The sequence below is a fragment of the Rahnella perminowiae genome (genome assembly GCF_019049755.1).
GTDB classification, from domain to species: Bacteria; Pseudomonadota; Gammaproteobacteria; order Enterobacterales; family Enterobacteriaceae; genus Rahnella; species Rahnella perminowiae.
Genome location: NZ_JAFMOS010000495.1, coordinates 1 through 12720 on the forward strand (window position 1 = coordinate 1; position 12720 = coordinate 12720).

The 12720-nt window shown below is 52.2% G+C and carries 10 protein-coding genes; 7 read left to right on the forward strand and 3 right to left on the reverse strand.

The annotated features are described in order from the left end of the window. Window positions 1–110 precede the first annotated feature (110 nt). Both pyk and J1785_RS09935 read right to left on the reverse strand, forming a co-directional pair. A complete protein-coding gene (gene pyk, locus J1785_RS09930) occupies window positions 111–1553 on the reverse strand; it encodes a pyruvate kinase (RefSeq protein WP_129951103.1) in 1443 nt (480 codons plus the stop codon). Window positions 1554–1785: 232 nt separating this feature from the next. Next, a complete protein-coding gene (locus J1785_RS09935) occupies window positions 1786–2655 on the reverse strand; it encodes a MurR/RpiR family transcriptional regulator (RefSeq protein WP_129951104.1) in 870 nt (289 codons plus the stop codon). Window positions 2656–3063: 408 nt separating this feature from the next. Here J1785_RS09935 and zwf point away from each other — a divergent pair, with 408 nt between their 5' ends. Both zwf and J1785_RS09945 read left to right on the forward strand, forming a co-directional pair. Then, window positions 3064–4539, forward strand: coding sequence for a glucose-6-phosphate dehydrogenase (zwf, locus tag J1785_RS09940; RefSeq protein WP_129951105.1), 1476 nt, complete (start codon window positions 3064–3066; stop codon window positions 4537–4539). A 258-nt stretch (window positions 4540–4797) separates the two neighbouring features. Continuing rightward, on the forward strand, window positions 4798–5439 hold the full coding sequence (locus J1785_RS09945; RefSeq protein ID WP_129990812.1) for a bifunctional 4-hydroxy-2-oxoglutarate aldolase/2-dehydro-3-deoxy-phosphogluconate aldolase: 642 nt from the start codon (window positions 4798–4800) through the stop codon (window positions 5437–5439). 64 nt (window positions 5440–5503) lie between these two features. On the opposite strand, the gene J1785_RS09950 is transcribed toward J1785_RS09945, so the two are convergent. After that, window positions 5504–5848, reverse strand: a complete 345-nt coding sequence (locus J1785_RS09950) for a RidA family protein (protein ID WP_129951107.1) — start codon at window positions 5846–5848, stop codon at window positions 5504–5506. A gap of 143 nt (window positions 5849–5991) precedes the next feature. Here J1785_RS09950 and J1785_RS09955 point away from each other — a divergent pair, with 143 nt between their 5' ends. From J1785_RS09955 to rnd, 5 genes are all read left to right on the forward strand, one after another. Then, window positions 5992–7905, forward strand: coding sequence for a DNA repair helicase YoaA (locus J1785_RS09955; RefSeq protein WP_129951108.1), 1914 nt, complete (start codon window positions 5992–5994; stop codon window positions 7903–7905). Window positions 7906–8102: 197 nt separating this feature from the next. Next, window positions 8103–8804: a tRNA (adenosine(37)-N6)-threonylcarbamoyltransferase complex dimerization subunit type 1 TsaB gene (gene tsaB / locus J1785_RS09960; RefSeq protein ID WP_217219328.1), complete on the forward strand. Its 702-nt coding sequence runs from the start codon at window positions 8103–8105 to the stop codon at window positions 8802–8804. Between the two features lie 62 nt (window positions 8805–8866). After that, window positions 8867–9499 carry a Slp family lipoprotein gene (locus J1785_RS09965; RefSeq protein ID WP_129951110.1) on the forward strand — a complete coding sequence of 211 codons (633 nt, stop codon included), beginning with the start codon at window positions 8867–8869 and terminating at the stop codon, window positions 9497–9499. A 320-nt stretch (window positions 9500–9819) separates the two neighbouring features. Then, window positions 9820–11517 carry a long-chain-fatty-acid--CoA ligase FadD gene (gene fadD, locus J1785_RS09970; RefSeq protein ID WP_217219329.1) on the forward strand — a complete coding sequence of 566 codons (1698 nt, stop codon included), beginning with the start codon at window positions 9820–9822 and terminating at the stop codon, window positions 11515–11517. 97 nt (window positions 11518–11614) lie between these two features. Next, on the forward strand, window positions 11615–12720 hold a 1106-nt coding region (gene rnd, locus J1785_RS09975; protein ID WP_217219330.1), incomplete at its 3' end, for a ribonuclease D.

A 12720-nucleotide genomic window follows, 5' to 3' on the forward strand; every position in this document is an offset into this window, starting at 1 on the left:
AAGCATTTGGGCGGAAATGCAAAAGGGGAGTAAATTTTCGGGCGGGGGAGTAAATAAGAAGGCCGATCATCATGATCGGCCCTATATTTATATCTTATTACATTTTGCCATTATTCTACACGCAATATACGGCTGGTATTGGTGGTGCCGATGGTACTCATGACATCACCCTGGGTGATGATCACCAGATCGCCGGACAAAAGATAACCTTTATCACGCAGTAAATTCACAGCATCTTGTGCACCCGCTACCCCGTCATTCACGCTGTCGAAGAAGACAGGGGTGACGCCACGGTAAATCGCGGTCAGGTTCAGGGTGTGTTCGTGACGTGACATGGCAAATATCGGCAGACCGGAGCTGATACGGGACAACATCAGCGCAGTACGACCCGATTCAGTCATGGAAATGATGGCTGTCACGCCTTTCAGATGGTTTGCTGCGTACATGGCAGACATCGCAATGGCTTCTTCGATATTATCGAATTCCACGTCCAGGCGGTGCTTGGAGACGTTAATGCTGGGGATTTTTTCTGCACCCAGACAAACGCGTGCCATGGCCGCCACGGTTTCAGCCGGATACTGACCCGCTGCCGTTTCCGCTGACAGCATCACCGCATCGGTGCCATCGAGCACGGCGTTCGCCACGTCCATCACTTCTGCGCGGGTTGGCATCGGGTTGGTGATCATTGATTCCATCATCTGGGTCGCCGTGATCACCGCGCGGTTTAACTGACGTGCACGACGGATCAGTTTTTTCTGGATACCGACCAGCTCAGGGTCACCGATCTCGACACCCAAGTCACCACGGGCCACCATGACAACGTCGGAAGCCAGAATGATGTCATCCATTGCTTCATCTGTCGCTACCGCTTCAGCACGTTCAACTTTAGAAACAATCTGCGCATTACAGCCTGCATCGCGGGCCAGACGGCGCGCATAGTTAAGATCTTCGCCAGTGCGTGGGAATGAAACTGCCAGATAATCTACGTCCATTTTGGCCGCAGTAATAATGTCTGCTTTATCTTTCTCAGTCAGGGCTTCGGCAGAAAGGCCACCGCCCAGCTTGTTGATGCCTTTATTATTAGAGAGCGGGCCGCCCACGGTAACTTCGGTGAACACTTTCATGCCCTGAACTTCCAGTACTTTCAGCTGCACACGGCCGTCATCAAGTAACAGAATGTCACCGGGTACCACATCGGCCGGCAGACCTTTATAATCGATACCTACTTTTTCTTTATCGCCTTCACCTTTACTCATATTGGCATCAAGCAGGAATTTGTCGCCGATATTGAGGAAAACTTTACCTTCCTTAAAGGTTGATACGCGGATTTTTGGGCCTTGCAGATCGCCAAGGATCGCGACGTGGCGGCCGAGACGCGCGGCTATTTCACGGACTTTGTTAGCGCGGAGGATGTGATCTTCAGGGGTTCCGTGGGAGAAATTCATACGCACAACATTTGCACCAGCAGCAATGATCTTCTCAAGATTATTGTCGCGGTCAGTTGCAGGGCCGAGTGTGGTAACGATCTTCGTTCTTCTGAGCCTTCTGGACATGCCTAACTCCGTTAACTGATGAAAAATGGTAATGCAAAAAACAGCGAGCCCACATTAGGTTTAGGTGTAATTGTAATACAAAAGGGTTTCACCTGTGTGACCCGCTGACCTCATGTCTGACATTTACCCTGCGCACTTTGCGCGTAGATTTCCCGCCAGACTCCCTATTAAATCAATGGTGCTGTGTTCATATGTTCTGTGAATGATTTGATGTGCCGACCCGTGGGCGAGCTTATTCTGACAGGTTAGGGACGACTATCCCCTTATCAAAGCGCGATTCTTTCAACGCTTCTTTGACCCGCTTCAGGTTATCTCTGAATTTTGTCCCACGGCGCAACGTAAACCCGGTAGCCAGCACATCAATCAACGTCAGTTGTGCGATACGCGAAACCATCGGCATATAAACGTCGGTATCTTCCGGAACATCCAGTAACAGAGCCAGCGTTGCCTCATGCGCGAGTGGCGTATTAAAGGAGGTGATGGCAATGACCGTGGCGTCATTTTCGCGGGCAAGTTGCGCCAGCTCGACCAGATTTTTAGTGCGGCCCGTGTGGGAAATCAACACCACCACATCGCCTTCGCTGGAATTCATGCAACTCATGCGCTGCATAACAATGTCATCGAAATACACCACGGGAATGTTAAACCGGAAGAATTTGTTCATGGCATCATGCGCCACGGCGGCTGATGCACCCAGTCCGAAGAAGGAAATCTTTTTTGCCTGGGTGAGTAAATCGACCGCGCGGTTGATAGCCGTAATATCGAGGGTGTTTTTCACCTGATCGAGGCTGGCCATGGCTGATTCGAAAATTTTACTGGTGTAAGCGCTGACGCTGTCGCTTTCATCCACGTTACGGTTCACATAAGGTGTACCGTTTGCCAGACTTTGTGCCAGATGTAATTTAAAATCTGGAAACCCTTTTGTGTCGAGGCGACGGCAAAAACGGTTTACAGTAGGTTCACTGACGTCCGCCATGCGGGCGAGAGTGGCAATACTGGAGTGAATGGCAATGTGCGGAGATGCCAGAATAACTTCGGCGACTTTGCGTTCTGACTTACTCAGAATGTCAAGGTGGGTCTGGATTTTTTCCAATGTATTCATAAGCATGACACTCATAGGTTTCAACGATTTCTTTGAAAAGAGGAAATCGTAGTGATTTGATGAAAATATACTACGCGCTTAATGCCGTTGGCAGCGTCAGTCAGACGAAAAAACCGCTTTTTTTGTCAGAGTTTGACCGAGATCTAACTTTCAGTATGGTAAATTCTGTTCAGTTTTGTCATAAAATTACAGAATGTTGTGGGTTTTGACAGCAGCTGAGATACTTATGATAAAAACAAGGTTTTACGCAGAGTTATCCCCTTGTCAGATCATGGTTTACGGCTCACAGGCAATCAGAGTACATTGTTGCTGAAATAAAATTACAATATGTACCCGAGATAATTCGAGTTGCAGCTCACGCACAGCAACCAGAAATATGTTAGGTATTCCTGCATTGAGGAGAAGAACATGGCGGTAACTCAGACAGCCCAGGCGTGTGATCTGGTAATTTTCGGTGCAAAGGGCGATCTTGCGCGCCGTAAGCTGTTGCCTTCCCTGTATCAGTTAGAGAAAGCAGGTCACATTCACCCCGACACCCGCATCATCGGTGTGGGACGTGCGGAATGGGACAAAGCGGCCTATACCGAAGTGGTTAAAGAAGCACTGACCACCTTCATGAAAGAAAAAATTGATCCGGAACTGTGGGATAAACTCAGTGCCCGTCTTGATTTCTGTAACCTTGATGTCAACGATGTTAAGCATTTCAAAGTGTTGGGCAAAATGCTCGACCAGCAAAACCGCGCTACCATTAACTACTTTGCGATTGCGCCAAGTCACTTTGGTGCGATTTGCCGCGGCCTGGGTGAAGCAGGACTGAACAAAGAGCCTGCGCGGGTCGTGATGGAAAAACCACTGGGACACTCTCTGGAGTCTTCTCAGGTCATCAACGATCAGGTGGCTGAATACTTTGCTGAGTCCCAGGTTTACCGTATTGACCACTATCTGGGTAAAGAAACGGTACTGAACCTTCTGGCGCTGCGTTTCGCCAACAATCTGTTTGCCAGCAACTGGGATAACCGCACGATCGATCATGTGCAGATCACGGTCGCTGAAGAGGTCGGTATCGAAGGCCGCTGGGGTTACTTCGATGACGCGGGGCAGATGCGCGACATGATCCAGAACCACCTGCTGCAAATTCTGACCATGATCGCCATGTCGCCTCCGGCTGATCTGAGTACCGACCGTATTCGTGATGAAAAAGTCAAGGTGCTGCGTTCCCTGCGTCGTATCGACCAGTCAAACGTGCGTGAAAACACGGTGCGCGGGCAATACACCGCGGGCTTTGTGCAGGGCAAAAAAGTTCCCGGTTATCTGGAAGAAGAAGGGGCGAAAAAAACCAGCAGCACCGAAACCTTCGTGTCTATTCGTGTGGATATCGACAACTGGCAATGGGCAGGAGTGCCGTTTTATCTGCGTACCGGTAAACGTCTGCCGAGCAAGTGTTCAGAGGTCGTGGTGTATTTCAAAAATCCTGCGCTGAACCTGTTCCGTGATTCTTACCAGCAACTGCCGCAGAACAAACTGACCATTCGTCTGCAACCGGACGAAGGTATTGAGATCGAAGTGCTGAACAAAGTGCCAGGTCTTGAACACAAGCATCGTCTGCAAACGACCAAGCTGGATCTGAGCTTTACTGAAACCTTTAATGAACAGCATATTGCCGATGCTTACGAGCGTCTGCTGCTGGAAACCATGCGCGGGATCCAGGCGTTGTTTGTGCGTCGTGATGAAGTGGAAGAGGCCTGGAAGTGGGTTGACTCCATCATGAACGCATGGGCGGCAGAGAGCGAAGCACCAAAACCGTATCAGTCCGGGACCTGGGGACCCGTCGCTTCTGTGGCGATGATCACCCGCGACGGGCGTTCCTGGAACGAATTCGAGTAACGGATAATGTAGGGAGTCATGGCTCCCCCAGATAAATGAAGTCGCCGCAAGGCGGCAAGTAAGTGAGACCCGGTGAGCTGACATGCGTCCTTGATTCGGGTTAACACGCACAGCCGCTGCGGCTTCAGATATGACGGGGAGAGAAGTATCGTCCAATCGGGTGTGGTCGGTTACTGGCGGAGAAAGTCTCTGCCGGTCCCTGTGGCAGGGGCGCGCCATCAATCACAACGGTGCCTGCGGGCATAAATGGAGAAAAAGATGAAAAACTGGAAAACAAGCGCGGAACAAATTCTGACCTCAGGGCCGGTTGTTCCTGTGATTGTTATCAACAAACTGGAGCATGCCGTTCCGCTGGCCAAAGCATTGGTCGCTGGCGGCGTACGTGTGCTGGAAGTAACGTTGCGTACCCCATGCGCAATGGATGCGATCCGCGCCATTGCCAAAGAAGTACCGGACGCTATCATTGGCGCCGGGACTGTGCTCAATCCTGAGCAACTGGCTGAAGTGACCGAAGCGGGTGCCCAGTTTGCGATTAGCCCTGGCCTGACTGATGCTCTGCTGAAAGCAGCCAATGCCGGTTCTATTCCTTTAATTCCGGGGATCTGCACCGTATCCGAACTGATGATGGGGCTGGATGCCGGTCTGCGTGAATTTAAATTCTTCCCGGCTGAAGCCAATGGCGGCGTGAAAGCGTTGCAGGCGATTGCCGGTCCGTTCCCGCAGGTGCGTTTCTGCCCGACCGGCGGGATTTCACCGAAGAACTATCGTGATTACCTGGCGCTGAAAAGTGTGTTGTGTATCGGTGGTTCATGGCTGGTGCCAGCTGATGCGCTGGAAAGTGGTGATTACGCACGTATCACTGAACTGGCAAAAGAAGCGGTTGCTGGTGCTACCATCTAAAACTGCGACGTACGAAGAATGAAAACCTCCTGCGGGAGGTTTTTTTATATCTGCTGATCAGCAATTAGCGTGCGGCAATGATTTTAATTTCAATTTTATACTTCGGGTTCATCAGGTTGGCCTGCACCGTACAGCGCACCGGTGCATTGCCCGGCGATACCCATGCGTCCCAGGCTTCATTCATTGCCGGGAAATCATCTTTATTGACCAGAAACAAGGTGGCATCAAGAATTTTACTCTTGTCTGAGCCTGCTTCCGCCAGCGCGGCGTCAATGATCGCCAGCGTTTCCGCTGTCTGATCTTTTGCATCCGCGTCCAGATTTTCCGGTACCGCCGTGTAGTAAATGGTGTTGTTATGGATAACGATGTCGGACATCCGTGGCTCAGGGCGGATACGCTCGATGGTCATGTTTATAGCTCCCGTTAGTGACTTTTTTATGATGCCGCTAAGGGTATCACAAAGCATGAATACGTTGGATTGACAGATGGCGGTGGTAGTCGGGCCGGGGGATTGGCATAATCACTGCTGATCCGTACAGGCAGAGAGACGCAGTGACAGACGATTTCGCAACAGACGGCGCACTGGCGCAGAAAATTGAAGGTTTTAAACCCCGTGAACCTCAGCGCCTGATGGCGCAGGCTGTCAGCAAAGCCATCAGCGGTAAACAAGGGCTGGTGGTGGAAGCCGGAACCGGGACCGGTAAAACCTATGCGTATCTGGCACCCGCATTGCGTTCCGGCAAAAAAGTCATTATTTCCACCGGTTCGAAAAACTTACAAGATCAGCTGTATTCCCGCGATTTGCCCAAAGTTGCCAGTGCGCTGAACTTCAAAGGCCGTCTGGCCCTGCTGAAAGGGCGCTCAAACTATTTGTGCCTGGAACGGCTGGAGCAGCAATCGCTTTCCGGCGGCGATCTGGCCAGCCAGGCACTCAGTGAACTGGCGCATCTGCGTCACTGGTCAAGCAGTACGGAAGAGGGTGATATCAGCACCTGCACCGTGGTGCCGGAAGACAGCTTTGTCTGGCCGTTGGTAACCAGTACTAACGATAACTGTCTGGGTAGTGACTGCCCGCTTTACAAAGAATGTTTTGTGGTGAAAGCCCGCCGTAAGGCGATGGACGCCGATGTGGTGGTGGTAAACCATCATCTGTTTATGGCGGACATGGTGGTGAAAGAGAGCGGCTTTGGCGAGCTGATCCCCGAAGCTGACGTGATGATTTTCGACGAAGCCCATCAGATCCCAGATATTGCCAGCCAGTATTTTGGTCAGCAAGTCACCAGCCGCCAACTGCTTGATATGGCGAAAGACATCACTATTGCTTACCGGACTGAGGTCCGTGACTCTGTGCAATTGCAGAAAAGCGCTGACCGGTTAAGCCAGAGCACGATGGATTTCCGTCTGGCGCTCGGTGAGCCCGGATTTCGCGGCAATCTTCGTGATGTCCTTAGCCAGCCGGCCATTCAGCGCGCCTTACTGTTGCTTGATGACGCGCTGGAACTTTGTTATGACGTGGTCAAACTCTCTCTCGGCCGTTCTGCGCTGCTGGATGCCGCTTTCGAGCGCGCCACGCTTTACCGCAACCGTCTCAAGCGCCTGAAAGATGTGTCGATCCCCGGTTACAGCTACTGGTACGAATGCAATTCACGTCATTTCGTCCTGGCGCTGACGCCGTTGTCGGTGACTGACAAGTTCAGCGAAATGATGAAAGAAAAACCGGGGGCATGGATTTTCACCTCTGCAACGTTGTCGGTGAACGACCAGTTGCATCATTTTACGGAACGGCTGGGTCTGGATGAGGCAGAAACGTTGTTGCTGCCGAGCCCGTTTGATTACGCCAGACAGGCTCTGTTATGTGTTCCGCGCTTTTTGCCCGAATCGAATGTGCAGGGCGGTGCAAAACAGCTGGCACGTATGCTGCGCCCGCTTATCGAAGCCAACAAAGGCCGCTGTTTCTTCCTGTGCACGTCTCATAAAATGATGCGCGAGCTGGCAGAAGAGTTCAGGGCCAGCCTGACGCTGCCGGTTTTATTGCAGGGTGAAACCAGTAAAGGTCAGCTGCTGGCGCAATTTGTCGAAGCCGGTAATGCGTTACTGGTTGCCACCAGCAGTTTCTGGGAAGGCGTGGACGTGCGCGGGGACACGCTGTCATGCGTGATTATCGACAAATTGCCGTTCACGTCCCCTGACGATCCGTTGCTAAAAGCCCGTATTGAAGATTGCCGTCTGCGCGGCGGAGATCCGTTTAATGACGTACAACTCCCGGATGCTGTTATCACCCTTAAGCAGGGCGTCGGACGTTTGATCCGTGATACGGATGACCGTGGTGTGATGGTGATTTGTGATAACCGGTTGGTTATGCGCCCTTATGGCGAAGTTTTCCTCAACAGTTTGCCGCCCACACCACGTACCCGTGATCTCACACACGCGATTCGCTTTTTACAGAACGCCGAAGAGCAGAATTAGCCCTTTGTTTATGCTAAGATGCCGCCCCGAAAAAGGCTCTTATACCCGTCACATTTCACGTTGCAGATGCGTTGACTGCGCTCGCTCACCCCAGTCACTTAGTTATCTAAGTTCCCGGGGATTCACGAGCTTGTGGTCTCCCTGCAACTCGAAGTATTTAGGGTATAACTTATTAATCTCCCCGCCTGAGGTCTGGCATGTCCACGCGAATTTTAGCAATTGATACGGCGACAGAAGCCTGTTCGGTTGCGCTTTACAATCAGGGCGAAACGCTCGCTCATTTCGAACTCTGCGCCCGCGAACATACGCAGCGTATTTTGCCGCTGGTGCAGCAAATTCTCGCCGAAGCGGGACTTTCCCTGAAACAACTCGACGCACTGGCTTTCGGCCGAGGCCCGGGCAGTTTCACCGGCGTGCGCATCGGTATTGGTATTGCCCAAGGCTTATCGCTTGGCGCGGAACTGCCTTTGTTACCTGTCTCAACGTTGCAAACGATGGCGCAGGGTGCTTATCGCCAGACCGGCGCTGATCGTGTGCTTGCCGCCATTGATGCACGTATGGGCGAAGTGTACTGGGGGGAATTTACCCGTGATGTACAAGGTGTCTGGCACGGCGAGAATACCGAAAAGGTCATCAAACCTGAACAGCTTCTGGCGCGTGCAGGTGAGTTAACCGGGCGTTTTGCCACAGTAGGCACCGGCTGGGAAGCTTACCCAGATTTACTGGGTGAATCGCCGGTGGTGGAATTATTTGATGGCAAAATGTTACTGCCACAGGCGGAAGACATGCTGCCGATGGCGCTCCGGCTCTGGGAAAACGGTGTTCGCGTTAATCCGCAAGACGCTGAACCGACTTACCTGCGTAATGAAGTTACGTGGAAAAAGCTGCCGGGCCGATAAACGATGGCAACTTGTGCATCAAAAGACGGTCAAAATGAAGAGTTTGCACAGGAGTCATCGTAATGCGTAAGTGGTCTGTTGTTCAGCAGTTATCAGGTATTGCGGGTAAGAAAATGGCGCTGAGTGCCGTGGCGCTCAGTGTGCTGGTATTATCCGGTTGTGTCACGGTACCCGATGAGATTCGGGGTACGACGGCTACGCCGCAAATGAATTTACAGGCCGTACAAGGTGCGCCTGGTTTGTATGTCGGCCAGGAGTCGCGTTTTGGCGGAAAAGTAATCTCTGTGACCAACCTGCAAAACAGGACGCGTCTGGAAATCGCCACCGTTCCGCTGGATGACGGTGCTCGTCCGATTTTAGGGGCGGCATCGCGCGGGCGTATCATGGCCTACATTAACGGCTTTGTGGATCCGGTGGATTACCGTAATCAACTGGTGACCGTCGTCGGGCCTATTACCGGTGTGGAAAAAGGCACCATCGGCCAGACGTCTTATGATTTCGTCACCGTTAATGTCAACAGCTACAAACGCTGGCGGATACAGCAACAAGTCGTTATGCCTCCGCAACCTATCGGTCCGTGGGGCTATGGTTTTGGTGGACCTTATGATTCCTGGGGGCGAGGGTTTGGTCCCGGCTGGGGGCCAGGCTGGTATAACGCCGCACCGGCACGGGTCGAAAACGTCGTCACCGAGTAGACCGCCTCCGCCGCACGGCGCACCGCCTGCTCGTGGCGCACCACGCCCGGCGGCAGTAAAACCGGCAGCGGCACATGGGGTTGTGCCGCTGCCAAAGAAATGACATGAAGAAAAGATCGTTGTTAAGGCGGCTTAATTGCCGCCTTTTTATTTTTTGCCATGGACGGTTTGGCAAAGTCAGGGCGCAGAAAAAGTGACCCGCCTCTCAACCTCGACATTGTTTGAAACGCAACTGGTAAGCTGAGTTAAAATATTGTTAAAGACGTGATAAAACTCGTCGAATAGAGACGGCAACAGAACATGATTTCAGGAGTGATACCTTGGAAAAGGTTTGGCTAAAACGATATCCGGCAGATGTTCCTGAGAACATCGATCCAGACCGCTACAGTTCGCTGGTCGAGATGTTTGAAAATGCCACACTGCGTTACGCAGACAACGCGGCATTTATCAACATGGGCGAGGTGATGACTTACCGCAAGCTCGAAGAGCGCAGCCGTGCTTTCGCCGCCTATTTACAAAATGAACTGGGACTCAGAAAGGGCGATCGCGTTGCCCTGATGATGCCTAATTTGCTGCAATATCCGATTGCCCTGTTTGGTGTATTGCGCGCCGGTATGGTGGTGGTCAACGTCAATCCGCTGTATACGCCGCGCGAACTTGAGCATCAGCTTAACGACAGCGGTGCCAGTGCCATTGTGATTGTTTCCAACTTCGCCCATACCCTGGAAAAAGTGGTGTACAAAACCCAGATTAAGCATGTGATCCTCACCCGGATGGGCGATCAGCTTTCTGCGGCGAAGGGTACCCTGGTTAACTTTGTGGTGAAATATATCAAACGGCTGGTGCCGAAATACCACTTGCCGAACGCGATTTCCTTCCGCACCGCCTTACAGCGCGGGCGTCGTCTGCAATACATCAAACCTGAAATCATTAATGATGATCTGGCGTTCCTGCAATATACCGGTGGAACCACAGGGGTGGCGAAAGGGGCGATGCTGACTCACCGTAACATGCAGGCGAATCTGGAGCAGGCGAAAGCAGCCTATGCGCCATTGTTACAGCCGGGGCATGAGCTGGTAGTGACCGCGCTCCCGCTGTACCACATTTTCGCCCTGACAGTGAATTGCCTGCTGTTTCTTGAACTGGGGGGTAAGAGCCTGCTTATCACCAACCCGCGCGATGTCGCGGGGATGGTCAAAGAGCTCGGTAAATATCCGTTCACCGCCATCAGCGGTGTAAATACGTTGTTCAACGCGTTGCTCAATAATGAAGATTTCCGTGAGCTTGATTTCTCCTCGCTGCGTCTTTCGGTCGGCGGCGGAATGTCGGTGCAGAAATCAGTGGCTGAGAAGTGGGAAAAGCTGACCGGTAAACATCTGCTGGAAGGTTACGGGCTGACAGAATGTTCACCCCTGGTGGCGGGCAATCCGTATGATCTGAAACATTACAGTGGCAGTATCGGCCTGCCGGTCCCGTCCACGGAAGTCCGTCTTGTGGATGATAACGGACAGGATGTTGCACCGGGCCAGCCTGGAGAGCTGTGGGTCAAAGGTCCACAGGTTATGCTGGGTTACTGGCAACGCCCTGCCGCCACCGACGAGGTGCTAAAAGATGGCTGGTTATCGACGGGCGATATCGTTACAGTGGATGAGCAGGGCTTCTTACGGATTGTCGATCGTAAAAAAGACATGATTCTGGTTTCCGGTTTCAATGTTTACCCTAACGAAATTGAAGAGGTGGTTTCACAACATGACAAGGTACTCGAAGTTGCCGCCATTGGTGTGCCGAATGAGTCGTCGGGTGAAATCGTCAAAATTTGCGTGGTGAAGAAAGACGCCTCACTGACCAGCGAAGAGCTACTCGCACATTGCCGCCGGTTATTAACCGGTTACAAAGTACCGAAGATTGTTGAGTTCCGCGATGAGTTGCCGAAGTCAAATGTCGGTAAAATCCTCAGAAGGGAACTTCGTGACGAGCAGGTGAAACCTAAAGCCCGTCCGAAGCAGGATGCGGCATAGCAGATTGCCTGTTCAGTCAGAAAGAGTCAGATTCATAACGCCGGCGCTGTCCGGCGTTGTCACGTTATAACGCAGTAATGATTAAGAGAATGACGTTTTGAATTATCAGTTGATCACCACCAATGACGCGCTTGAGCAAGTTTGTCTTCAGGCAAAAGCGCACAGTAAAATTGCGCTGGATACCGAATTTGTCCGCACCCGCACTTACTACCCGCAACTGGGGCTCATCCAGCTATTTGATGGCGAACGTCTGACGCTGATTGACCCTTTGCCGATCACCGCCTGGCAACCTTTCATCGATTTGCTGGTTAACCCTGATGTTATCAAATTCCTTCACGCAGGCAGTGAAGACCTTGAAGTGTTTCTGAATGCCTTCGGGGTGATGCCTTCGCCGCTGATTGACACGCAGATCCTCGCCGCCTTCAGCGGGCGCCCATTATCCTGTGGTTTTGCGCGTCTGGTGGCGGAAACCACCGGCGTCGAGCTGGATAAAAGTGAATCGCGCACCGACTGGATCGCCCGTCCGCTGAGCGAAAAACAGTGCGTCTATGCCGCTGCAGATGTGTGGTATTTGCTGCCGCTGGCCGATCAACTGATGCGCGAAACCCGGGAAGCAGGGTGGATGGACGCTGCACTGGATGAATGCCTTGCCCTGTGCCGGCGTCGTAAAGAGGTGCTGCAACCGGAACTGGCTTATCTGGAAATCAGTAACGCTTTTCAGTTGCGTCCGCGTCAGCTGGGTTGCCTGAAATTGTTAGCCGCGTGGCGCCTTAACCAGGCCCGCCAGCGTGATCTGGCCGTTAATTTTGTCGTACGTGAGGAAAACCTCTGGCAGGTGGCGCGCTATCAGCCAACGTCGCTGGGGGAGCTGGAAGCGCTGGGTCTGAGTGGTCCGGAAATTCGCTATCACGGACGTACGTTGCTGGCGCTGGTGGAAGAATCTCATGCACTGGAGGAAACTGAACTCCCCGCACCGGTTCTGAACCTGATTGACCAGCCGGGTTACCGCAAAGTGTTTAAGGATATTAAAGCACTCATTCAGACTGTCAGTGAGGAAAGCAAACTGAGCGTGGAAATGCTGGCTTCACGTCGCCAGATTAATCAGTTACTGACCTATCACTGGAAGTTAAAAGATAAAGAATCACAGCCGGAATTAATCAGTGGCTGGCGGGGGAAGTTGTTAGCCGAAAGACTGAAAGAAAT

Excerpts from the sequence above, each read along its gene's own strand:
- pyk (WP_129951103.1), bottom strand. The coding sequence starts at position 1,553 with ATGTCCAGAAGGCTCAGAAGAACGAAGATCGTTACCACACTCGGCCCT.
- J1785_RS09935 (WP_129951104.1), bottom strand. The coding sequence starts at position 2,655 with ATGAATACATTGGAAAAAATCCAGACCCACCTTGACATTCTGAGTAAG.
- zwf (WP_129951105.1), top strand. The coding sequence starts at position 3,064 with ATGGCGGTAACTCAGACAGCCCAGGCGTGTGATCTGGTAATTTTCGGT.
- J1785_RS09945 (WP_129990812.1), top strand. The coding sequence starts at position 4,798 with ATGAAAAACTGGAAAACAAGCGCGGAACAAATTCTGACCTCAGGGCCG.
- J1785_RS09950 (WP_129951107.1), bottom strand. The coding sequence starts at position 5,848 with ATGACCATCGAGCGTATCCGCCCTGAGCCACGGATGTCCGACATCGTT.
- tsaB (WP_217219328.1), top strand. The coding sequence starts at position 8,103 with ATGTCCACGCGAATTTTAGCAATTGATACGGCGACAGAAGCCTGTTCG.
- J1785_RS09965 (WP_129951110.1), top strand. The coding sequence starts at position 8,867 with ATGCGTAAGTGGTCTGTTGTTCAGCAGTTATCAGGTATTGCGGGTAAG.